We start from the raw sequence: 24,303 nt of genomic DNA on the forward strand, positions 1-24,303 counted from the left end.
TTCAAATCATAAATGATTGAAGACCCTACACATTTGATTCGTCGAAACTTTGTTCAGTTTTCAAAGGTCTACCTTGTTGGCTGATTAAGTAGCCAATCAACATTTATATTTTATCATAACGTTGATTGGCTTGTCAAGAAGAAATTTTAATTAATTTAGAATTTCTTTTGATTGATAACTCAATCAGCAACTTTATTAGAATATCATATCATCAACTTGATGTCAACAATTAATTTCAATTTTTTATTGATAACTTGTTAACAGCTTAGCGGTCATAACCGCCGTGACAACGTTTATTACTATACAGGCTTAAGCAAAAATAGTCAACACATTTTCTTAATAAATTTGAAATATTTTTGCAACATGAACTTTTTATTGTCTACTACTATTCCATGTTCGTTTGTACTACTCCATTCCTAGTTGATTAACGGTTCAGCCCGGATTAATGTTTGCCTTTACAAAAGCAAAAAGACTAAGCGTTTTGCTCAGTCTTTCAATCTGTCTTAATTAACCAGGATTTTCTCAGGTCCCTGCTGCTCATTTATTACGGTAACAAGCTCCCTACCTTATCACCTAAGGTCGGGTAAATCGCCATCAATTTCTGGCGATATTCTGCGCCGTCAATCGCTAAGCCAATAATTGGCAAGAAGTTATTAATGTCATCAGCTGCATAATCGCCAACTTCACTGGCACCGACTAATTGTTGATCCTTAAACACTAGCGTCAAACTACTAATTTGATCATTTTGCCCAGCATAAAGGCTACTGAATTTAAGTGGGAACGTCTTAACCTGGTACTGCGAATCGTTAACCACCTCGTCAGCATTAACCCCGACCCGGGCAACTTCTGGATAGGTAAAGGCCGCTTGCCCAATTGTTGGGTAGGTGATTGTTTGCTTTGTTTTCCCCAGTAAATAATCAACCAAGTATTGACCTTCGAATTCGGCAACTGGAGTTAACTTAGGTTCTTTTCGACTAACCACATCCCCGATCGCATAAACACCATCGACTGTGGTCATCAAATTACCATCAACTTGAATCCCATGACGATCATACTTAATGGCTGTGTTTTCGAGGCTCAACTTTGCAATATTTGGCCGGCGACCTGTTGCATCAAGGATGTAATCAGTTTTGACTTCACCATGATCTGTCGTTACCACCAAGCCATCTTTTTCTTGGGTTACCTTTTGCGTATTAGTATTAAAGCTGAACTTAATCCCCCGTTGTTTCATTGCCGCCACCAGGGCCTCATCTTCTGCCTTAGTAAATTCTCGCAAAACGCGTTCAGAATGAACAATAATCGTTACTTCAGCGCCAGCAGCGGCCACCAGGGTTGCTAGTTCTAAGCCAACAAAGCCAGCTCCGATAACGGTAATCCGTTTTGGCAGTTCTTTTAACGACAGGACGTCATAACTTGTATGCAAATACTCTTTCCCGGGGATATCTAAAACATTCGGCGTTTGTCCCGTTGCAATGATAATATGGTCTGCTTGATATTGATGACCGTTAACTTCCACCGTTTGATTGTCAATAAACTTTGCATAGCCATCTTCAATATCATGACTCTTCTTAATGATCTCGCGAGTTTCATTTGGCCACGGGTCAAACCGGTTAAGCTTAGTCTGCATCAATGTTTTCCAGTCTAATGTGGCTGGTTGACTAATCCCATGGCCAAGGAGTTGCTGCGATTGTAAAACAGTCCGGGCAGCCCCTTCAAGAAAAATTTTTGGTTCACAACCATAATTAGGACACGTTCCGCCATATTCAAAGCCTTCAATTACCAATACTTGATGGTCGGTTTGGGCTAATAAATTGGCCATCTTATAAGCAGCTGGGCCGGACCCAATCAGAATTTCATCATACTTTTTCATCTTCATCCCTCCAAAGTCGCACATTGTTAAAGTAAGTATAACTTAAATCCCGGATTGAGAATAAAAATTTGCCTTTAGCAAAAAAATGGCCACCAGCATTCACATTTAGAATGTTGATGGTCATTTGCAAAGCAGTCTAAAAACTCCCAACACCTATTTTCAATTAGGAGTATCGCCAACTTTCTCGAATTGCTTATTAATAAGATTTATAATTGCCAAAATAGTAACGAAGAACATTGTAAAAACACAAACAAGTGCGGTCGAACTATAGATCTGGACATTCGTATGCTCCATAAAAGCAGGTGCAATCAATGAAATTCCTTCAATCCCATATATAAATACGGGCTCAAGCCAAAAAGATTTACTAATTTTTTTAGAACTAGTATTTTGGGCAAACTTAGCTAGGTATATTGCAAAAGCTTGCATGAAAAGATAAACAACTAAAAACCACCCTGCATAGTTCGAAAGGGGCACACCAAAATAATTTCCACCATCGTGCCAAATCCATTGGTGATTAATCGTTGATGCTGCTGGGTCCATAACTACATCCCACATCACCATAATAAATGCTGCAATAAACGGAACAAAGAATGTCTGCATGCCTTTTAATTTCTTATCATACTGACCAATTAAAATCGTCGATAAGTTGTAAGACATATACCCCATTCCGAAATACGCAGGCATAATCACAAGCGGCACATTAACTAGCCTTGGTCCAGGCATCGTGTAGTGATAGTGCCCAAATGGAAAACCAGTTGCAATGCTTAATGATTCAAACGTGTTACTAACCAGCCAAGTAATGATAAAAAATATTATCATATTCCGCAAGCCAAATCTTTTATATCCATGAGCAAAAGCCAATACTGCAATAATTAACGCAAAGATTACATGAATGCTTGTCGTTACGCTCTCACTAGTAACATAAAAGAATGATAAGGACAGCAAAAACATCACTGCAATCAATCCCCAGCGGTAATAACCACTCTTATCCTTTGTTGCTAAAGAAACATTCTTTTTATCAGTCATTATTTTCCCCCGTTCCAAAAGTCATTAACTTCCGTTACACTTGTAACGTGGATATAATTATATCAACTGACACATAAAATAAAATGGTCGTCAGCCTTACTGTTACAAAAGGGGGTAAATTGTTTATGAAAAAGATAAAAAATACACAAAACGTTTTAGTCAAAGATTGGATATTTTCGGCACTAATGCTATTAATGCAGAAGAAGCCATTCCAAGAAATCACAATTACTGAAATAACAAATAAAGCTGGCGTATCACGGATGGCATATTATCGCAATTATAAGTCAAAAGAAGACATCATTATCACCTACCTTGACGAACTTTTTGAAGAGTATTCACAAGAACTTCTCGCCCATAAGTCGAATGACCCGTATAAAAATGCAAGATTATTTTTTGCTTATTTTAGGAAGCACGCGATTTTTCTCAAGAATCTGATTAATTCTAACCTTACTTTCCTCATCCTTGAGCGCTTTGATTCATACCTCTACGCGCTTTTTAAAGGGCCATTTTCGTCAAATGCATACTCTCCAGCAGAAGAAAAATATACCATTGCTTATACGGCAGGGGGGATATATAAAATCCTCTTGACATGGGCCAAGGATGGTTTCCATGAAAGTGACGAGAAAATGGCGACAATTATTACTAATCTTCTTCAATAACTTATGTCCATCAAAAAAAGCCACATCCCCTGCAGCAATCGCAGTGATGTGGCTTTTTTATCTCGTAGTCGTAACTACTTCTTCTTGTTCTTCTTCTTTGAATCAGCTTGGTCTTCCTTTTCCGGACGCATGGTTGGGAAGAGGATGACGTCGCGGATTGACTTTGCATCAGTCAGCAACATTACTAAGCGGTCAATCCCAATGCCGAGACCACCCGTTGGCGGCATCCCGTATTCCAGGGCTTGAACGTAATCGAGGTCAACTGGTTCGGCTTCGTCATTCCCGTTAGCCTTTTCCTTTGCTTGCATCTCGAAACGTTCCTTCTGGTCAATTGGGTCATTTAATTCACTAAAGGCGTTAGCTAATTCACTACCGTCAACGTACAATTCGAACCGGTCAGTCATCGCTGGGTTCTCCTTGTTCCGCTTAGCCAGTGGTGACACTTCGACTGGATACTCGTAAACAAAAGTTGGTTGGATCAGCGTATCTTCAACGAATTCTTCAAAGAAGGCGTTTAAAATGTGTCCCTTCGTCCAGTACTGTTCGTATTGAACGTGCTTTTCATCAGCCAACTTCTTTGCATCGTCGTCAGTCATTGATTGGTCGCCAAAGTCAATGCCCGTCTTTTCCTTAACGGCATCAACCATTGTCACCCGCTTAAAGTCGCCACCAAGGTCAATTTCCTTGCCTTGGTAAGTGATCTTCCCATCGTCAGAAACAACCTTGGCGGCCGCCTTAACGATTCCTTCCGTTTCATCCATTACATCACGGAAGTCAAAGTATGCCGCATAGGTTTCCATCGTCGTAAATTCAGGGTTGTGGTGCGGGTCCATCCCCTCATTCCGGAAAATCCGGCCAAGTTCGTATACCCGTTCAAAACCACCAACGATTAACCGCTTCAAGTACAGTTCAGTGGCAATCCGCAGGTACATATCAATATCCAAGGCATTGTGGTGGGTAATAAATGGCCGTGCATTGGCACCACCGGCCTGGGTATTTAAGATTGGGGTCTCAACTTCAGTAAAGTCATGGTCATCCATGTATTGACGAACAGCCTTGATGATCGCCGTCCGCTGGTGGAACCGCTTGAAGCTCTCTGGGTTAGAAATTAGGTCAAGATAACGCTGCCGGTAGATGGTCTCTGGGTCAGTAACCCCGTCCCACTTGTTTGGCAATGGCCGTAATGCCTTGGATAAGAAGGTAATCTTGTGGGCCCGGACGGTTAATTCACCGGTATCAGTCTTGATAACATCCCCTTCGATTCCCAGGAAGTCACCGATGTCGGCACGCTTAAAGACGTGGTATGGTTCGTCCCCCACCATGTCCTTTCGCGCGTACACTTGGATCTTCCCAGTCCGGTCAACAAAGTCCGCAAAGCCCGCCTTACCGCTGCTCCGCTTTCTCGTCATCCGGCCGGCAATAACTACCATGGCACCCTTTTCGTTTAATTCTTCCTTATCAAACTGGTCAAATTCGTCGTGTAATTGTTGCGCCAGGTGGTCCCGCTTAAACCGGCGACCAAAGGGTTCAATCCCTGCTTCCTTTAGCTCTTCCATCTTTTCGCGACGAACGCGCATCTGATCTAATTCTTGTGACACTTAACTTTTCCTCCTCGTTATCTAGGCTTCTTGCTTCCGTGCTGCCCGCTTGGCTTCACGTTCAGCAGTTTCTTCAGCAAAACGGTCAAAAATCTCATTCATCTCATCGAGCGTCTCCGCTTCAACCAGGGCAACCTTGGTCCGCGCTGCCCGTGGAATCCCCTTGATGTAGTATGTCGACAAACCACGGAATTCGCGGACACCAACGTATTCACCCTTCAAATCGACTAAGCGGTTAAGGTGGTCTTTAGCCATCTTAATCTTTTGCTCAGGGGTGGCCTCTGGCAAGAGTTCACCGGTTTCCAGGTAATGCTCGGTCCGGGTAAGCATCCACGGGTTCCCCATGGCGGCCCGGCCGATCATTGCGGCGGTCGCTCCAGTCATTTCTAATACTTCTTTAGCGTCTTCTGGCGTCCGGATATCCCCATTTGCCATGAACGGAATCTTTAGTTGACCTGCTACTTCTTTTAGTATATTCCAATCAGCGTGTCCCGTATACATCTGTTTTCTGGTCCGGCCGTGCATCGCAATTGCACTGGCCCCTGCCCGTTCAGCAGCGAGGGCATTTTCAACGGCATAGATGTGCTTGTCATCCCAACCAGTCCGCATCTTAACGGTCACCGGCTTCTTTACGGCATCCGTCACGTATGACACCATCTCATAGACTTTATTCGGGTCAAGCAGCCACCGGGCACCAGCATCGGTCTTCACAACCTTATTTACCGGGCAGCCCATGTTGATGTCAATCACGTCTGCCGCGGTGTGTTCATCAACGTACTTTGCGGCTTCGACCAAGGTCTCCTTCGTGCCCCCAAAGATTTGAATCCCCATCGGGTGTTCACTTGGGTCGACATCCATCATGTTTAGCGTCCGCTGGTTGTGGTACATAATTCCCCGGTCAGAAATCATCTCACAAACAACGTAACCAGCGCCAAATTTTTTGCAGATAACCCGAAAGGCAGAGTTCGTCACCCCGGCCATCGGAGCGACGACAACTTGGTTCGGAATTTCAATGTTACCGATCTTCCACTTCATTTTTTCACCTCATTAATTACTTGAAAAGCTGTGCTGGCCGTCCAACTTCTCGTTTTAACTCACCTATCATAGCATATCAAACCGCAAAGCACCAAAGACTAGTTCTGATTATCGGTCATTTCCGCATAAATCTTTTTCAGCTCATCCTCGTTAAATTCATACTTCTTCCCACAGAACTGACAAACCGTTTCCGCATGGTGGTCTTCTTCAATGATCTTCTTCATATCATCCTTGGCAATACTTGCGAGGGCGTGGGCAAAGCGTTCCTTTGAGCAATCACAGGCGTAGCGAACGGGCATCGTCTCCAGGATCTTTAAGTCATCCCCGAAAATCTTCTTTAAGATGTCTTCTGGTGTGTCCCCGTCGCGAAGCATCTCGGATACTAATGGTAAGCCCGCCAGTGTCTTTTCGAGCTTGCTAATTTCTTCATCGCTTGCGCCCGGCATAACCTGGATCATAAAACCACCCGCCACATCAATGCTTTCATCCGGGTTGACAAAAACGGACAGTCCCACTGCTGATGGAATTTGTTCTGACTGGGCAAGGTAGTAAGTAAAGTCATCCCCTAGTTCACCAGAAACCAGGTTAACTTCACCAGTGTACGGGGTCTTGTCACCAGGTGCCATCTTGGTAACGGCGAGGGTCCCCTTCTTCCCAATTGCCCCCGAAACGTCAATCTTCCCCTTATCATTAGCCGGTAAGGAAACGTGGGGGTTACCCATGTAGCCCTTTACCGTTCCCTGGGCAGTCCCGTCAGCAATGATAAAGCCAACCGGGCCATCCCCTTGAATCTTGACCGTCATCCCGGCTTCCCCCTGAAGGCCAGCCGTTGCTAATAAGATCGTCCCGACCAGGGTCCGCCCAAGCGCCGCCGATGATGCACTCCAGGTGTCATGAATCTCGTGGGCCTCTTCTACTAGCCGGGTTGCGTTAACCGCGTATGCCCGGAACTTACCATCCTTGGTCATACTCTTTACTAAATAGTCTGTTGATTGCATTTGTTCTTCCTCCTTAATTTGTCCTAACGAAAAGACGGAAGATCCGCCACCCATAGGTTTTGTCCCTTCCGTCTTTAATCAACTTATTCTTGGTGATCAGACTTATCTGGATCATCAGTCGATTGTGAATTGTTTGCACCGTCATTATTGTCCGCAGGGGAATCATGCTTTTCTTCAAGCTCGTTTTCCTTTGCTTCATCATGACGTTCATTTTCCAACCGTTCAAGTTCACGCTTTGATTCTTCGAATGTTTGGGCACGTGCCTCTTCATCTTCAGCAGCAACATCCTTATCAGGAATCTTTCCAGTCTTGTAAATACTGATAATTTGCTTTTCATCAAGCGTTTCGTACTTGAGCAATGCTTCCGCAATCAGCTTGTGTTGTTCACGGTGGGTCTCGATAATGTGTAAGGCAGTCTCATGCCCTTCCATCAAGATCCGGCGAACTTCTTCGTCAACCAGTGCGGCAGTCTTTTCAGAGTAAGGTGATTGGTCGAAGCCTTGACCAGTAAATACCTGGCCAGAACTTTGCAGTTCAACTGGCCCAATCTTGTCACTCATCCCATACTGGGTAACCATTGACCGGGCAATCTGAGTTGCCTGTTCAAAGTCATTAGAAGCACCTGAAGATTGGGACTTAAAGATAATCTCTTCAGCCGCACGACCACCCATCAAACCGGCAATCTGTTCTTCAGCATTCTTCTTTGACATCAGCATCTGGTCTTCCCGTGGCAACATGATTGCGTAACCACCGGCACGACCACGTGGCACAATCGTTACCTTGTGAACGACCCGGGCATCATTTAAGACTAACCCGACGATGGTGTGACCGGCTTCGTGGTAAGCAACCGTCTTCCGTTCTTGTTCGGATTGAACCCGGTTGTGCTTAGCAGGACCGGCAATGACACGGTCTTCAGCTTCATCAAGGTCCGCAGCGTCGATCTCAGACTTGTTACGCCGCGCGGCTAATAATGCGGCTTCGTTTAAGAGGTTGGCTAAGTCAGCACCGACAAAGCCCGGTGTTTGCTTAGCAATCTCCTTCAAGTCAACGTCACTTGCCATTGGCTTGTTCTTTGCGTGAACACGAAGGATCGCTTCACGGCCCTTAACATCTGGCCGGCCAACCAAGATCTTCCGGTCAAACCGTCCTGGCCGCAGTAAGGCTGGGTCCAAGACATCGGAACGGTTAGTAGCGGCCATCACGATGACCCCTTCATCACCTTGGAACCCGTCCATTTCAACCAGCAACTGATTCAGCGTTTGCTCACGTTCATCGTGGCCACCGCCCATGCCGTTTCCACGGCGCCGACCAACGGCATCAATTTCATCGATGAAGATAATCGCTGGTGCAGCCTTCTTGGCTTGTTCGAATAAGTCACGAACCCGGCTGGCACCAACACCGACGAACATCTCAACGAAGTCCGAACCAGAAATGGAGAAGAATGGCACACCAGATTCACCAGCAACGGCCTTGGCAAGCAAGGTCTTACCAGTACCTGGAGGACCCTCGAGCAAGACCCCTGATGGAATCTTTGCCCCCAGCTTAGTAAACTTCTTTGGATTCTTCAGAAATTCAACAACTTCGACAAGCTCTTGTTTTTCTTCTTCTTCACCAGCAACGTCGGAGAAACGAACCTTGTTCTTCTTGGCATCGGCCGGCTTGGCCTTTGTCTTCCCAAAGCTCATCACGCCACGACCGCCGCCACCTTGGCCAGCTTGACCCATCATCATATAAAAGAAGAAGATCAAGATAACCAGTGGCAAGACGGTGAGCAGTAAGTTAACCCAAATGCTGTTAGATTCTTCAGCCCGGGTCGATACCTTGACATCATGCTTATTAGCATATTTTTCAAGCTGACCAACAGTTACATCGCTTGCCAAAACAGAGCTTTGGAACTGGGTAACCTTACCGCTTCGTTGTGTAGCAAGAGCAAAACTATTATTGGCGGTGTCACTATTATTCTTTTGTGGCTTCCGGTATGTACCAGTAACCTTGTAAACACCACCGTTAGGTTGAAGTTGAACACTCTTAACTTTATTACTCTTCAATTCGGAGATAAACTCGCTTTGCGAAACTGTCTTACTTTGTCCCGTCGATGGATTACCACCGAAGAAGAAGTAGGCAATTCCCATAATGCACAAGAACATCACGGCGTAGAAGAGAACGTTATGAGTAAAATTGTTTCTTTTACGATTGTTGTTCATAACAACCTCCTATCTACCAACAACGATATTGTAGTTGTAGTCATTATCATAGCATACATGACAATCATTGACCATTAATTAAAAGCAAGAAATTAATGGTCACAACTTTAAGTAGCCAATAAAATTTATGATATGTTTTAGCGCTAACTATTGCAATAAATATGGCTCACTTTTGCAAAATTTTAATCGTTTTCATAAACTGATGGCTTTAAGATGCCGACGTACGGCAAATTACGGTAGTAACCCTTGTAGTCAAGACCGTAGCCCACCAAGAATTCATTTGGAACCTTGAAGCCGTAGTAATCAACCTCAACGTCGTATTCCCGTCCCTCTGGCTTATCAAGTAAGGAAACAGTCTTGACGCTCTTAGCTCCCCGTTCCTTTAATAAGTCAATCAAGTAACTCAACGTGTGCCCACTGTCGACAATATCTTCCATAATTAAGATATTGCGGTCCTTGACGTCCTTATTAAGGTCATGGATGAGCTTTAACTTACCGGTCGATTCTGTACCACCAAAGTAAGTGGAGACGTCGATAAAGTCTAATTGCGCCATGATATCCATCTTTTCAATCATGTCAACCGTAAATAAAATTGCTCCTGACAGGACTGAAATGATGATTGGCCGCTTATCCTTATATTCCTCCGTAAGTTGACTGGCAAGGCGGTCAATCGCCTCTGCAATATCCTGCTCACTGTATAACACACGCTCAATGTCGTTATTCATGCTTTTTCTCCTCTTCATCCTTGATTCCGATTACCACTGGCCGCCATTGTTGACGAAAGTCTTGCGGACGCGCAAACCAGCTCCACTTGCGGCCAAGCAGCCATACTACTTCGCCACGGGCATCGACTAATACCAGTTGCCGCTCCCGTGCTTGCTGGGAAACTTTTTGGTCGATCAACACCCGTTTAACCCGTTGATGGCCCCCGCCCTTTAACCGCAAACGGTCAGCTGGTTGCCAGCGGCGAAGGGTCAACGGCAACTGATCTGGTGAAAGCCACATCGCCATCACCTCTTCATCATCCGTAAAGAAACTTTCCCGGGTCGCAACGGCTAGTTTTCTTGTGTCACTAATGCGGTACCATTGTTCCAATTCTATCACATGGGGCTGAAACTTTTGTAGCTCCTGCGGTAATTTCTTATGATCTTTTACCAGGCAATACTGATAGTCCTTTACCAGGGTAAAATTCCCCGGTAATTCAACGGCCTGTTGCGGTGTTTGCTCGTTTACCAACAGCTGGAGGATCGCAGTCAGTTGACGATCTTTTAGGTCATAAACTCGCTGGCGGTTTAGCCATCGTTCGAGGAGTGGGCGCTGCGCTGGTTCAGGAGCGGCAAGGAACGGCAAGATTTTCAGCCGGTGATTACGGTCAACCACCTGACTGAGCTGGTGGCTGATTGCTTCTTCTTGCCATGCTAGTAGTTCTGTCAGCTGGCGGTGGTAGTTAGCTAAATGTTCACGGACGCGGGGATTTTCCTTTTCTAATAGCGGAAGGATCTCGTGCCGAAATCGATTACGTTGCACATCTAGCTCATGGTTAGTTTCATCTTCATACCATTTTAGCTGGCGGGTAGTCGCATACTCTTGCAATTGCTCCTTGCTAAACGGCAAGAGTGGACGGACAAGCTCGCCCGTGGCAAAAGGACGGCGGTCGCTGATCCCCACCAATTGGGAAAGGTCGCCGCCCCGGGTCATTTTCATCAGCATTGTCTCTGCCAGGTCATTTTGGTGGTGGGCGGTCGCTAGAAACTGCGCACGTTGATCAGCCATCACTGCCGCAAAAAAGCGGTAGCGGAACTGCCGGGCAGCATTTTCAACCCCGTGCTGTGGGTGCGTAGCTTGCGGCCAATGTTTTACCACCAGTGGAAGATGGTGGACGGTACAATACTGCCTAATGTAGTGCTCTTCCTCATCACTTTGTGCCCGCAGCTCATGGTTTACATGGGCGACAACTAACTGCGGCCGTTGGTGGTCAGGCACGGACTGCAACAGGTCAAGCAACACCATCGAGTCGACCCCGGTTGAAACCGCCACGACCAGCTTGTCATGGGAATTAAAAAAGCGACTCCTCTCAAGGTGCCGCTCAAATTGCTTTTGTAATGTCAGCATTAGCTACGCCGGCCGCCACGGCCACCGCGCTTACCATCTGTCTGCCGCTTCAAGGTTGATAAGCGTGATTCACTCTCTTTTAGGTATCCTGCTAACATGTCGTTAAAGTCTTCGTGTTGCTTCGTGTTACGGTGGTGGCCACCGTTAAAGCCGCCACGGAAGTTGTCACGGTGACCGCGGAAGTTATTATTCCGGTCATGGTGAAAGCCGTGGTGGTTATTATTATCCCGATGATTGTCGTGGTGATCTTGGTGTTCATGAGGAGCAGCAGCTTTGATCGATAGAGCAATCTTGCCATCATCACCAATCCGCGTCACTTTTGCCGTAACTTCATCCCCGACTGATAACACATCATGAACGTCCTTGATGTACTTGTCGGAAATCTGACTGATGTGTACTAATCCCGTTTGATCATCATCCAAATCAACGAACGCACCAAAATTGGTGATTCCTGAAACCTTACCTGAAACCTTTGCTCCAACTTCAATTGCCATGAAACTTATTGATCCTCCTCGAACCATCTTAAATATTTTGTACTTGAGTATACCATAACTTGCTTTCCGGACAAGCATGGAAATGCGATAAATTAGGTTAAAAAATAAGGGCTGGCCTTGCAGCACAGCCTCCTATTAATTTTAACATTTAAATCCGCCGGTCCTCCACTAAAAGTGGCTTTTTGCCCTGCTAGTTTAAATTATAAATTGTCTCGCCCTTCTTAGAGTAATTGTACTTTGCACGAATCACTTGTTGAACGTAGTCCGGATTATGAAGCATTTTAATCTCATGCTCCAACTGTTCATTCTTTTCTTTTTGCTTTGTTAATTGCGCCTGTGCTTGATTAATATTGCCATTAATATCCGCCAATGTCCGCTTGCTTTGGAAAATTTGGATGCCAAAAATGAGGAACACAACTAAAAAGACGGCAACGATTCGCTTGCATCGCCGCTTATGAACCTGCCGTCTCTTATTGCGGTCACCAGTAACCTGCCGGGCATAGGGGGTATCCAATTGTGAAACTTTATCAGACTGCGCTTTCATCTGACATTCCCCTCCATCCTTAACTTATCACGCTTTAAGTATAGCAAGTTGCCGCAAACAATGTCTAGCTAATTATTAACTTTTTTCATAAAAAAGATTATAGCTGATCAAATGACTCCGCGTAGCTTTCATCGAGGATTTCGTACATGTCCTCTGCTTCACTCTTCTTGGTCGTCTCAACGATCCGGTTGATCTTAACCGTCTCCGTCTTATTACCAAACTTTATCGTCAACGTGTCGCCAACACCAACCCGGCTAGAGGACTTTGCTGGCTGGTCATTAATTAGGATCCGCCCCTGGTCAGCAATCTCCTTTGCAACTGATCGACGCTTAATAATCCGTGACACTTTTAAAAACTTATCAAGTCTCATTATTCTGTTACTCCTTTTTTGTCCTGTTTCTCATCATCACTCTGGATAACTTCCCCCAGTGCCGTCACAAATTGCAATAGCTGGTGGAGCCAGTCATCCGTGGTCATCTTCGGTTGGATAACCAGTCGGATGGTCAGGCGACGGTCATCGTCACCAATCGTTGCCTTAAAGCGGGTCTTTGCGAGTTCCTTAATGATTTCCGGTGCCTTAATCAGCCGGCTCGCCCGTTCGTTAAAGACAATGTTGATGTTGTCGCGTTGTCGCTTGATTTCATTCATCATTGCCAAGTCCGCATGGTTCTTCAACTGACTAACTAGCAAGAGGGTGCCGACTGCTGCGGGGTAATCACCAAAGCGGTCAATCATGTCACCCTGGATATCGATCAACTCGTCATCCGTCTTCGCCTGACGAATACTCTTATACAGTTCAATCTTTTGCCGCTGGTCACTGACATAGTCATCAGGGAGATAGGCTTCAACCCCCAGTTCTACTTCGGTATCAGAGTGGATTGTCTGCTTCTTCCCCTGCTTTTTCGCAACGGCATCGCTAAGCATTGCCGAATAGAGGTCGTAACCGACGGAATCAATGAAGCCGTGCTGCTGTTTGCCAAGCAAGTTTCCCGCACCACGAATAGCAAGGTCGCGCATCGCAATTTTAAAACCGGATCCCAGCTCGGTAAAGTCACGAATTGCGGCCAACCGCTTTTCACCAAGTTCCGTCAGTACCTTATTGGGCTGGTACATGAAGTAGGCATATGCCACCCGGTTGCTCCGCCCGATCCGTCCCCGAATCTGGTAAAGCTGGGCCAAGCCCATCCGGTCGGCATTTTCCACAAAGAGGGTATTGGCATTAGGAATGTCAACCCCGGTTTCGATAATCGAGGTCGTCACTAAGACGTCATAATTCCCCTGGATAAACTCGTACAGGACCGTCTCCAACTCGTTTTCACTCATCTGCCCATTGATATAGGCAATCCGGGCTTCTGGAACCAGCTCTTGCAACTGGGCGACTGTCTCTTCAATATCGTAGACCCGGTTGTGGAGGTAGTACACCTGCCCACCCCGTTGGATCTCTCGCAGGATCCCATCCCGGATTGCCGCACTATTTTGTTCCATCACATAAGTCTGGATTGGGTAACGCCCAGCTGGCGGCGTCTCCAACACTGATAAGTCCCGGACGCCCAGCATCGACATGTGGAGTGTCCGGGGGATTGGCGTCGCCGTCAGCGTCAAAACATCAACGTTGTTTTTCAGCTGCTTTAGTTTTTCCTTATGCTTAACCCCAAAACGCTGCTCTTCGTCGACAATCAAGAGGCCGAGGTCCTTGAATTGAACATCCTTGGACAAAATCCGGTGGGTACCGACAACAACATCGACCGTCCCGTCAGCCAGTCCCTGCTCGGTTTCTTTCAATTCTTTATTTGTCTTAAACCGCGACATTAAGCTGATTGTAATTGGAAAGCCCTCAAATCGCCGTTGCAGGGTATCGTAGTGTTGCTGGGCAAGGACGGTTGTGGGCACCAGGAAGGCGACCTGCTTGCCACCAGCGACGGCCTTGAAAATCGCCCGCATGGCAACCTCAGTCTTCCCGTAGCCGACATCACCGACTAGCAAACGGTCCATCGGCTTGGCCTTTTCCATGTCTTCCTTAATTTCTTTAATACTGCGCAACTGGTCCCGGGTCTCACTATACGGAAAGTTAGCGTCAAATTGCTTTTGCAAGTAGTCATCGTGGGGGAAGGCATAACCCTTTTCCGCCTCCCGCTTCGCATAGAGGTCGACTAGCTCGTCCGCGATGTCTTCAATCTTCGACGAGACCCGCCGCTTGGTCTTAGCCCACTCATTGCCACCTAGTTTATTGATCCGGGGCGTCTTTGATTCTGAAGACACATACTTCTGGACCAGGTTTAACTGGGTAACCGGAACGAAAATCTGGGCGTTGTTGCGGTAGTTGATGATCATGTAATCCTGGTGGACACCATCAACTTCCATCGTCTTAATCCCGCTGAAAATTCCAATTCCGTGGTTGACGTGGACGACGTAATCCCCTGGCTTCAGGTCCGTATAGCTCTTTAACCGCTCAGCATTTGCCAGCTTCTGCGCCCGGTGGTGAACTTTTTTGACCTGCTTAAACATCTCTCCTTCAGTAATCACCACGATCCCCGCCAATGGCATCTCAAAACCATTATTGAGGTTGGCCGCAACTATCTGCACGATATTCGGTTTTAGGTTTGGCAATTCAGTCTCCGTTACCGGAATTGAAAAGTCCGCCAGGGTATTAGCGATTTGTTTCCGCCGTTCTGGACTGTTAGCCATGAGCACAACCGTCTGTCCCTGGTCAGTCCACCGCTGGAGTTCTGTTTTTAATAACGGCATCTGCCCGAAGAAGCGCTGCATCGTCCGGCTATTTAAATCGGTAATCCGCGCAAGCTTTAGGTTGCCCATCCCCTTTTTAAACAGGGCCCCGTACAACTGGGCATGGCTATCGGCCTTAATGAACTTGCTGACGTCATTGCTCAGTTCTGGCAAGCTAGTCCGCTGGTGGTGGGCGACCTTGTCCTTAAACCAGCCGCTGTCTTCTTCTTGCATCTGCTTAGCGGTCTGCTTAATCCGAGTTAGGTCGTCAAAAAAGGCCGCCCCTCCTGCTGGCAGGTAATCAAAGAGCGAGTGCTTACTAGGGTACACAAGGTCACTAAACTCAAGCAGGTCATTGGTCAGTTGCTGATTTTTGAGCGCATTGATCAGCGGTTCAAAGCGGTTCGCTAACTGCTGGTTAATATCCTCATCATTTTCGTCAAGTTGGCCCTGTAATTCCGTGTATTCCTGTTGCAAGGCCGTTAGTACCCGGGGAAAGTCAGCTGCTGGCAGGATAAAGTCCGTTGCTGGTAAGATCTGGGCCTCTTCGATATTGTCAATACTCCGCTGGGTACTAGCATCGAAGTAGCGCAAGGAGTCTACTTCGGTGTCAAAAAGGTCGATCCGCACCGGATTATCCGTGTTCAGTGCATAGATATCAATGATTGACCCCCGGATTGCAAAGTCGCCGGGCCGTAAAACCATCTTTTGCAGCTGGTAACCCATCGCGCTAAGCTGTGCCCGCATTTTTTCCGGGTCAAGTTCACTACCGGTCTTGACCGTCAGTGAAGCCCGGGCAAAGTCTGCTGGCGAAACCACATTGCGCCGCAAGCCCGCCGTCGAAGCGACCACGATCGCCGGCTGCTGGTTGACGAGGGCATTGAGGGCCAGCACCCGTTGCAAGCGGTAGTTTGGTGAACTAGTCGCCACTTCTGCTGCCAGGACTTCTTCAACCGGAAACTGGTAAACTGCGGTATCCGGCAAGAGATTTTCCAAGTCGCTTGCCAACTCTTCCATGTGCGCCAAACTATCCGTCACTGCTAATAGCGGTTGCTGAAGCTGATCGTGGACGGCACTTAAGAGGACCGTTCGCGCGGAGCCAGAAATCCCCGTAATTAGCTGGTGCTGCTTGGGCTGGATGCTTGCCGCAATCTCCTTAAATGATGGCGTCCTTTCAATTAAGTTTTCTAATTGCATCTGCTAACGCCACCTTCCTTTCCTAATTATAATCATTCATTAGCTTTGCAAAGTCTTCCCCGTTGATCCAGTCTTCTAATGCGTGTTCTGCCTGCTCAACCGCCTGGTCAAAGTGGGGCCGTTCTTCTTTGGAAAACTTTCCTAATACATGACTGACAACTGTTCCGTGTTGGGGATGGTCAATGCCGACCTTTACCCGGTTAAAGTTTTTCGTCCCCAAAGCGTTGATGATGCTCTTCAAGCCATTGTGACCACCAGAGGCACCATGCGTCTTTAAGCGAATCTTGCCCACCGGCATGTCGAGGTCATCGTTGACCACTACTAAGTCGTCAAGGTCGATATCATAATAGTCGACTAATGGCCCCACAGCGCGGCCCGAATCATTCATGAACGTCGTCGGCTTGACTAGCATGACCTTTTCGCCGTTGATTACCCCGGTCACTGCAACCGCCTCCTGCTTGAGGTGGGTAAAAGCTCCCAAATGGTAATCCAGGGCTAACTGGTCAACTACCATAAAGCCGGTATTGTGCCGTGTCTCATCATAGCGGGTCCCGATATTTCCTAAACCAACAATCATCTTCATGATTTTTTCATCCTTTCACGCAAAAAAGCTGCACGGCAAGCTAACCCGTCCAGCGTAAGTTATAATTAAGTAGTATTATACATTATGTCAGACCCATTCGCACTGAAAGGGACTCCGTATTTTGAGGTGATATTAATGATGAAAAACCGTTTTGACGACCTTGCACAGCTAATCGCCGAGTTCTCCCAGCTCTATGCCGACTATGCGAAAAAGTATAACCTTAACTTTAACGAACTACACTTTCTTTACTATATTGGACGCAATAAAACCGCCCACCCTAACGAAATCAGCAAGCGCTGGAGTATTCCGAAGCAAACAATCAACTCAATGATTAGAAAATTTCAGCAGGAAAAAATCCTCCAGGTCACCAACGACCCGCATGACGGGCGAAAAAAAGTTCTTTCGCTAACGGCAAGTGGGCAACAATTCATCACCCCCTTGCTAACTGAATTAACTGCTGCCGAACTCGCTACCCAGGGAGAAAACGAGGCTATCTTCACGCAGTTCCTTACTAGTTTCACCAAAATCAAACAAGACTTTGCCAAGGAGTTAAATCAGCAGGCCTAAAATTTTATCGCTTAGGCCTTTTTATTTATGGTATTATTAGTACGATATCATACTAATATACGGAGGCAGTTATGAAAAATAATAGTTATGATGATATTGGACTCGGTAAATACTCGTGGTCGTACGTCATCAAATGGTTAGTTGTTGTAATGATTATATACGGACTCGGTGGCTGGCTACTTGTTTCTCGCCCATTCGCTTTTTACACGGTCCGTGGTAGTGCGCTTAATTACTCGCGGATCTTCTTCTTGCATGGGTTGACCGTTGGCTTTGCCGGAATTACCGGCTTAATGGTTAGCCATAGTTTTCACCTCAACCAGACGATCAAAAAGCTAATCTTTTATCTGACGATCGGTTGTGTCTTGATCGGCGTTACTGGTGGGGCCATCAACCGGTCAATGGAGCATAAGATTACCCTTTGGTATCAAATCCTGAGCATGTTCTGCTTAGACATTATCTTGCTATCACTGGTAATTGGCTTTTTGATCGTCAAAGACCGGGCTTTCAAACGGACAAAAGCTTATTGGATTGGCTTGCTCGCTTCCGCGTCAGCATTAATTGCGGGCCTCTTTGGTGACCTGGTTGGTTTCATCCTCGACTTTGGCAATTGGCCCGGAATCTGTGGATGGTACGCGCACCAAATCGGCTATACCCTTGCAGAATGGCAGGACGCTTTGCTGCGGACCCACTCCGATATGATGGTCGTTTCTGTTCTTTCCTTGCTAATCGCGATCGCCAATTACCGCTTTGGCAGCTACCTGATTGGTAAGGCCCGCGCAGTTCGGAATATTGGTGAGTGGTGTTTAATCATCGGCATTATCCTAACCTTAATCATTTACTTAGTTGCCGGGTTAGGTGGTTCCGGTGTCCAGATTCCGCACATTTTCACGGAAAAAGGATTCTTTGAGCCACGTGGCCAAAGCGTTGCCGGAATCGACCTTGGTGACTTTGTTATCGGCACCTTCACCTTTATTGGTGCATTGCTAATTACTGGGGCAAGCTCTTTTGGTCAGCACGACGCCAACCATCAATTGTCACGCAATGAGCAGATCACAGCACGGGGGATCTTTACCGCGATGATCTGCATTTACCTTTGCGTTGGCGGCCTGGGCTTTTTGGAAGAATACCGGGCAGACCTCTATAATTCAGATGTGCCGACAACGCCGCGGGGAGACTTCGGTTTCATCTTCCGCTTGCTGCACGTTGATGTCTGCTTGCTCCTCTTCCCGGCAATAATGCTGATTATGTTGCTCGCCGAACATTCATTAAAAGAAAAGGACAATCGGATTGTTCAAATTTTGCTCCGGGTCGGCATTTTTGTTACCTTTATCGGTGCGCTGGTCTTTATGGTCGTCAATTACCACACATTTGGCCCTGGCACCGGGATCTTAGCGGTCGGCATTCTCATTTTGCTGATCGGGATGATTTACTATCTCGTAAAAGATCCAACAAAGAAACGTTAGTTAATCGGCATGGGATGGTTAGCCACTCTCATGCTTTTTTTATTCCTAATTAGCCGGCAAGCAATCTTTTAATCTTTTTCTAATCTTTTTAATAGAAATGTGTTATCATAATGAATGCATTTAGAACGATAAAAGGATGTTAACCATGATTTTCAATTCATTAATTAAACCTAAATCAACCTTAACAACGCTCGACGAGTCAGCGACCCTCAGCGAAGCCCTTGACGTTTTGGAGGAGACTGGCTACCGCTGTGTCCCGGTCCTCGATAAATCGGGGAAGATCTTTCGGGGAAACATTTATAAAATGCACCTTTACCGGCATAAGTCCCGTGGTGGCGACATGGACTTACCAGTAACCACCCTGCTAAAGAACGCGACCAAGTTTATTTCGATCAACGCCGCCTTCTTCACCATCTTCTTTGCCATTCGTGATCTCCCCTACATCACCGTCCTGGACGACAACAACCAATTCTACGGTATCCTTACCCATAACAGCCTGTTGCGGATGCTGGCTGCCGGGTGGAATGTCAAAAACGGGAGCTATGTCTTAACCGTCATCACCCCTGACGAGCGGGGGGCCCTTGTCTCCGCCGCAAAGGAGATTACCCGTTTTTGTCAGATCACCAATGTCATCTCTCTCGATCCTGACGAGGAGACGATGAAGCGGGTCCTCTACACCCTGCCCGCCGACGTATCGAAGGACCGGATGGAAAAGATCGTTAAGCGGCTGCAAAAGAAGGGATTTGAAGTTCCAGAGATTGAAGATTTGCACCAAAGTTATTAAATTCAAAAGGCCTGCGATCAAGCATTTAATGTGCGTTGATCGCAGGCCTTTTTTGCCGTTAAATATTAATCAAGCCTGATAATTTTACTTGCTTATTATTAGGCGCTTTTAATCTAACGGGATTACTTAATATTTACGTTTGTTTCCGCTGGCGTCGTCGTTGCTAATACCTTCCCGTGCCGGATGTTGTAGAGAACTTCGACGTGCTTGTTTAAGGCATTGTAGAAGTCACCCGCATTCAACATGATGCAGTTAGCTGGTTTTCCTTCTTCAATCCCGTACTTATCAGTAATGTGAAGGGTCTTAGCCCCGTTGTAAGTAACGTATTTAAAAGCATCTTGGAGCTGGTGGTAGCCCATCAGGTGGGCAATATAAACACCCATCGTCACTACATCGAGCATGTTACCGTTGCCCAGCGGGTTCCATGGATCTTGGACATCGTCTTCACCAAATGAAACATTGATGCCCGCGTTATCCAATTCCTTAATCCGGGTAACCCCCCGCCGCTTCGGGTAAGTATCAAAACGACCGCCGAGGTGAACGTTGACTAATGGGTTAGAAACAAAGTTAATGTCACTCATCTTAAGCAAGCGGAACAGCTTGTAGGTGTAGGCATCATTGTAAGAACCCATTGCGGTCGTGTGACTAGCAGTCACCCGGTCTTTTAACCCCCGCTCATAGGTCTCCGTTGCCAATACTTCGAGGTTCCGGGAAGCCGGGTCGTCGATTTCATCACAGTGAACATCCACTAGCCGGTTGTACTTATCTGCTAAGGCCATCAGGAAGTGGACCGACTGCCAACCGTATTCCGTCGTAAATTCAAAGTGGGGAATCCCGCCGACAACATCAAGCCCTTCCTTGACGGCCTGTTCCATCAACTCGCGGCCGTGGGGATAGCTCAAGATCCCCTCTTGTGGAAAGGCAACTAATTGCAGGTCAATCTGGTCGGCAAGCTCTTCCCGCAGCTCAAGCAACGCCTGGGCGGCAATCAGGTGCGGGTCGGTAACGTCAACGTGACTCCGGATGTGTTGGATCCCGTGGCCCACCATGTTTAAGATGGTCTGCTTTGCCCGCTTCTTAACATCTTCCTTGGTCAGGTCTTGCTTTCTTTCGCTCCAAATTCGGATGCCATCAAAGAGGGTTCCTGATTCATTCCATTCTGGTTGCCCGGCAGTAAGCGTCGCATCCAGGTGCACGTGGGAGTCGACAAATGGTGGTAGCAACAGGTTACCCTTACCATCAATGACTTCCTCACCCTTGTTGGCTGTTAAGCCGGCCTTAATCTCACTGAATTTGCTATCCGTAATCCGGACATCAACCATTTCTTCATGGTTATCTACATGTACATTTTTAATTAACATTTTTCCGCTCCTTTTCGGTCAACCAGTGACATGATTCCATAGTATAAGATTCCACTCAATGCCATATCAATAAACGTCGCCCCGACCGTCGCCGTAAAGAATGGTAACTGGTGGACGGTCAGGAAAAAGGCAACGCCGATGACAAAGACGAGGATTGCGACCCAATTTATGCCTCCATTATACCAGTATTTACCACCGATTTTCCCTAGTTGGTCAATATCATAATGCCGGTGCGCACGGAAGTAAAAATCCGTACAGATAATGGCAATTGTTGGGCCAAGCACCATCCCCACATAGTCCAGGAAGCTTTCAAAGGTCGCCAAGAAACTGCCGACAAACATCGGAATAAAGGTAACAATCGTGGCAAGCAGTACCACCACCCACAAGGAATACTTCAACTTCAGCTTCGTAAAGATGTTGGAAAGGGCTGACCCCGCCGCCAGGAGGTTGACGGCATTGGCGGTCATCGACGTCAGGATAATGACCAGGAGGGCAACGACCCCCAGTCCGAGCTTGCTGGCAATGGTCGATGGGTCAGAATTATTAGCATCGTAAACACCCGTTGAAACGGCAATACTAATGGTCGAGATCAGGCCAATAAAGGCAAACCAGATCACCCCAAGCAAGGCGCCGCCAAACGGGGTTAACGTGGCGTTCTTTTTACTAGCGGTGAACCGGGTGAAATCTGCCCCCGCCGTCACCCAGGCTAGGTTAAAGGCAGCCACATAATCAATTGCTGCGCCTAGGGCCATCTTAGAATGTGTTGGGACGTGCCAGTCAACGATTTGACTAAACGAAACGGTCCGAAAAACCGCAATCGACTCCCAGATAACGAAGACTAACACGAGGATAATTCCCAGGCGCTCAATCAGCTGCACTGACCGGGAACCACTGGAAACACTGATAATGTGAAGAACGCTCATCACGATAATCCCCACAACCAGACCCGTGGCACCACCACGTTGGCCCCATACTGGCCAGCCAAACAGCTGGTGGAACAAGAGGCTGACCGACTGCGCCGCAATAAAGGTATTGACCGCGGTCCAGCCGATAAACTGGGTAATGTTAACTAACGATGGCAAATAACTTCCCCGTTCCCCAAAGGATGCCCGGCTAATGCTCATCGTCGACACACCAGTCTTATAGCCGATGTAACCGATCAGACTTAAAAAGACGTAGGATAAAGCGGATGATAACACCAGCACCTTCATCGCAACGGCAAATCCACAAGCGGCGAGCACCCCGCCGACAAACCACGTTCCGTTGTTTGCGTTTGCCCCCACCCAGGTCGCAAACATGTCCCATACTGTTGTCCGCCGACTCTTCATTGGAATACTCAAGATTGTCGCATGCTCTTTTTCTTTCACAATGCATCCTCCTTAAAGATAAAAGCTCTAGGTCCCCATCGATGGTCCTAGAGCTTTTACAAAAGATGCACCCGTAGTGTCGACCTACGGCATGCGCTATATTTCTGTCGTCTTTTGTAGTCTCTCTGGGCCACATTAAAAGAACCTGGTTAAATTTATAGTGAGTATACGAGCTTTATACTAATTTGTCAAACCCGATTTACCACTAGCGTCATAGGCGGTATTGAGGCCAACACTGATCGTCAGTGCCCGGTCAACCTTAGTCATGATCACTGGTGACAGGTGGGCAATCTTGTCCTTTAGCCGTTGCTTATCGATTGTCCGCAACTGCTCCATCAAAATCACGGAATCATGGGTCAGCGGAGAGTCAGCACCCTTTAGCTGAACATGGGTCGGCATCTTCTTTTTCTGCATCTGGGCAGTGATCGCCGCGATGATCACCGTGGGGCTATAGTGGTTACCAACGTCATTTTGCAAAATCAACACGGGACGGACGCCGCCCTGCTCCGACCCAATGACTGGTGACAGGTCCGCATAGTAGACATCACCACGCTTTACTTTCCGCTGTACCATCTTTCTCGCTTCCTTATTCATTATCATCCCGGTAAACCCGGTAGACCCGTTCACTGATATTGGTCAGGATCTCATAGTTGATCGTCCCCGCCTGTTCAGCGAGGTCATCAGCTGTAATTTCCTTATCCCCGGACTTCCCCATCAAAACAACGGGGGTCCCTTCCGGGTAATATTTTGGCAACCGGACCATCAACTGGTCCATGCAGACCCGGCCGGCAATATCACAGAACTGTCCATCAACCAGTACCTTAAACCCAGTCATGCAGCGGGGGTAACCGTCGGCATAACCGATTGGCAACGTTGCTAACCACTCGTCTTCCTTCGCCGTGTAGGTAGCACCGTAACTCACTGACCGGCCAGCTTTTAACTTTTTGACAAAGCCAATTGATGAAACCAGCTGGGTAACTGGGCGAAGTTCAAAGGTCGGCTGCAACTCCCGGCCTGAGGGATTTTGCCCATACATCGAAATTCCCATCCGGACAGTATTAGCCGTGATCTTATCCTGGTGCCACAGACCGGTTGCTGAGTTGGCCATGTGGACGTACGGTGGCAAGGTATCCAGGCTATTCACAAAGCGTTGCCAGCATTCAACTTGCTTTTGGAAGTAGCGGTCATCAGCACTATCAGCAGTCGCGAAGTGGGTAAACATCCCCTCAAATTCAAACTCTGGTGCCGTTAGCAGTTCCACCGCTTGTTTAAACGTCGCCACGTCGGTAAAACCGATCCGTCCCATCCCGGAATCAATTGCCAGGTGAACCTTTAATGGTTGCGGCGGCGTATTAATCTGGGCAAACTGGTGGTACTTTTCGAGCCATTCAAGGGAACCGACCGTCAACGAGATGCCCGCCTCAGCTGCCACAACGGCATCTTCAACCGGGGTAACCCCTAAGACAAGGGTCATCGCGGTCATCCCGCTATCCCGCAAGGCCAGTCCCTCATCAAGGATTGCCACACAGAGGCCGGTCGCGCCGGCTTTGATTGCCGCTTGCCCGACCGGAATGAGCCCATTACCATACGCATTGGCTTTGACTACTGCCAAGATCTTACTCTCAGCTGGCAAGGCCTTCTTCTGTTCCTTGATATTATGGCGCAAAGCTCCTAAATCAACTATTAATGAAGTATTACGCAAACGACCACTAATCAT

General features: G+C 47.2%; 21 protein-coding genes. 4 read left to right on the top strand and 17 right to left on the bottom strand.

The annotated features are described in order from the left end of the window. Positions 1–544 precede the first annotated feature (544 nt). Together CZ502_RS00110 and CZ502_RS00115 are read right to left on the bottom strand one after the other, a co-directional pair. Entirely contained in the window at positions 545–1,876 is a 1,332-nt protein-coding gene (locus CZ502_RS00110; protein ID WP_083673287.1) for a dihydrolipoyl dehydrogenase family protein, read from the bottom strand. A 153-nt stretch (positions 1,877–2,029) separates the two neighbouring features. After that, positions 2,030–2,896: a carotenoid biosynthesis protein gene (locus CZ502_RS00115; RefSeq protein ID WP_076459105.1), complete on the bottom strand. Its 867-nt coding sequence runs from the start codon at positions 2,894–2,896 to the stop codon at positions 2,030–2,032. Positions 2,897–3,021: 125 nt separating this feature from the next. Here CZ502_RS00115 and CZ502_RS00120 point away from each other — a divergent pair, with 125 nt between their 5' ends. Further along, complete coding sequence (locus CZ502_RS00120) at positions 3,022–3,555, top strand: TetR/AcrR family transcriptional regulator (RefSeq protein ID WP_076459106.1); 534 nt, start codon at positions 3,022–3,024, stop codon at positions 3,553–3,555. A gap of 74 nt (positions 3,556–3,629) precedes the next feature. On the opposite strand, the gene lysS is transcribed toward CZ502_RS00120, so the two are convergent. From lysS to pth, 11 genes are all read right to left on the bottom strand, one after another. Further along, positions 3,630–5,153, bottom strand: coding sequence for a lysine--tRNA ligase (lysS, locus tag CZ502_RS00125; protein ID WP_076459107.1), 1,524 nt, complete (start codon positions 5,151–5,153; stop codon positions 3,630–3,632). A 21-nt stretch (positions 5,154–5,174) separates the two neighbouring features. Continuing rightward, positions 5,175–6,188 carry a tRNA dihydrouridine synthase DusB gene (gene dusB / locus CZ502_RS00130; protein WP_076459108.1) on the bottom strand — a complete coding sequence of 338 codons (1,014 nt, stop codon included), beginning with the start codon at positions 6,186–6,188 and terminating at the stop codon, positions 5,175–5,177. 98 nt (positions 6,189–6,286) lie between these two features. Next, a complete protein-coding gene (gene hslO / locus CZ502_RS00135; RefSeq protein WP_076459109.1) occupies positions 6,287–7,186 on the bottom strand; it encodes an Hsp33 family molecular chaperone HslO in 900 nt (299 codons plus the stop codon). Between the two features lie 83 nt (positions 7,187–7,269). Continuing rightward, entirely contained in the window at positions 7,270–9,390 is a 2,121-nt protein-coding gene (ftsH, locus tag CZ502_RS00140) for an ATP-dependent zinc metalloprotease FtsH (RefSeq protein ID WP_076459110.1), read from the bottom strand. 182 nt (positions 9,391–9,572) lie between these two features. Next, positions 9,573–10,115 carry a hypoxanthine phosphoribosyltransferase gene (gene hpt, locus CZ502_RS00145; protein WP_076459111.1) on the bottom strand — a complete coding sequence of 181 codons (543 nt, stop codon included), beginning with the start codon at positions 10,113–10,115 and terminating at the stop codon, positions 9,573–9,575. Then, positions 10,108–11,502: a tRNA lysidine(34) synthetase TilS gene (gene tilS / locus CZ502_RS00150; protein ID WP_076459112.1), complete on the bottom strand. Its 1,395-nt coding sequence runs from the start codon at positions 11,500–11,502 to the stop codon at positions 10,108–10,110. Before tilS ends, hpt begins: the two co-directional genes overlap by 8 nt. Continuing rightward, a complete protein-coding gene (locus CZ502_RS00155; protein WP_076459113.1) occupies positions 11,502–11,996 on the bottom strand; it encodes a S1 domain-containing RNA-binding protein in 495 nt (164 codons plus the stop codon). The genes tilS and CZ502_RS00155 overlap by 1 nt, the downstream gene beginning before the upstream one ends. A gap of 190 nt (positions 11,997–12,186) precedes the next feature. Next, positions 12,187–12,540 (bottom strand): FtsB family cell division protein, encoded by a 354-nt coding sequence (locus CZ502_RS00160; protein ID WP_076459114.1) that lies wholly within the window; start codon positions 12,538–12,540, stop codon positions 12,187–12,189. A 97-nt stretch (positions 12,541–12,637) separates the two neighbouring features. Continuing rightward, positions 12,638–12,910 (bottom strand): RNA-binding S4 domain-containing protein, encoded by a 273-nt coding sequence (locus tag CZ502_RS00165; RefSeq protein ID WP_076459115.1) that lies wholly within the window; start codon positions 12,908–12,910, stop codon positions 12,638–12,640. Next, entirely contained in the window at positions 12,910–16,461 is a 3,552-nt protein-coding gene (mfd, locus tag CZ502_RS00170; RefSeq protein WP_076459116.1) for a transcription-repair coupling factor, read from the bottom strand. Before mfd ends, CZ502_RS00165 begins: the two co-directional genes overlap by 1 nt. A gap of 22 nt (positions 16,462–16,483) precedes the next feature. Further along, positions 16,484–17,044, bottom strand: a complete 561-nt coding sequence (gene pth / locus CZ502_RS00175; protein ID WP_076459117.1) for an aminoacyl-tRNA hydrolase — start codon at positions 17,042–17,044, stop codon at positions 16,484–16,486. A gap of 135 nt (positions 17,045–17,179) precedes the next feature. On the opposite strand from pth, the gene CZ502_RS00180 reads away from it, so the two are divergent. The 3 genes from CZ502_RS00180 to cbpA all read left to right on the top strand — a co-directional run bounded on the left by CZ502_RS00180 (position 17,180) and on the right by cbpA (position 19,858). After that, the gene (locus tag CZ502_RS00180; RefSeq protein ID WP_159434541.1) at positions 17,180–17,611 is read left to right on the top strand and encodes a MarR family winged helix-turn-helix transcriptional regulator; all 432 of its coding nucleotides are present in this window, start codon (positions 17,180–17,182) and stop codon (positions 17,609–17,611) included. A 71-nt stretch (positions 17,612–17,682) separates the two neighbouring features. Further along, complete coding sequence (locus CZ502_RS00185) at positions 17,683–19,074, top strand: hypothetical protein (RefSeq protein ID WP_076459119.1); 1,392 nt, start codon at positions 17,683–17,685, stop codon at positions 19,072–19,074. 145 nt (positions 19,075–19,219) lie between these two features. Then, the gene (cbpA, locus tag CZ502_RS00190; RefSeq protein WP_076459120.1) at positions 19,220–19,858 is read left to right on the top strand and encodes a cyclic di-AMP binding protein CbpA; all 639 of its coding nucleotides are present in this window, start codon (positions 19,220–19,222) and stop codon (positions 19,856–19,858) included. Between the two features lie 122 nt (positions 19,859–19,980). Here the strand turns inward: cbpA and codA are convergent, their stop codons facing one another. From codA to alr, 4 genes are all read right to left on the bottom strand, one after another. Then, a complete protein-coding gene (codA, locus tag CZ502_RS00195) occupies positions 19,981–21,219 on the bottom strand; it encodes a cytosine deaminase (protein WP_076459121.1) in 1,239 nt (412 codons plus the stop codon). Continuing rightward, positions 21,213–22,547 carry a cytosine permease gene (locus CZ502_RS00200; RefSeq protein ID WP_438267727.1) on the bottom strand — a complete coding sequence of 445 codons (1,335 nt, stop codon included), beginning with the start codon at positions 22,545–22,547 and terminating at the stop codon, positions 21,213–21,215. Before CZ502_RS00200 ends, codA begins: the two co-directional genes overlap by 7 nt. 219 nt (positions 22,548–22,766) lie before the next feature. Further along, positions 22,767–23,159, bottom strand: a complete 393-nt coding sequence (locus CZ502_RS00205; protein ID WP_076459123.1) for a type II toxin-antitoxin system PemK/MazF family toxin — start codon at positions 23,157–23,159, stop codon at positions 22,767–22,769. A gap of 13 nt (positions 23,160–23,172) precedes the next feature. After that, positions 23,173–24,303 (bottom strand): alanine racemase, encoded by a 1,131-nt coding sequence (alr, locus tag CZ502_RS00210; RefSeq protein ID WP_076459124.1) that lies wholly within the window; start codon positions 24,301–24,303, stop codon positions 23,173–23,175.

Origin of the sequence: Limosilactobacillus caccae (genome assembly GCF_900156885.1) — a bacterium.
Taxonomy (GTDB): Bacteria; Bacillota; Bacilli; order Lactobacillales; family Lactobacillaceae; genus Limosilactobacillus; species Limosilactobacillus caccae.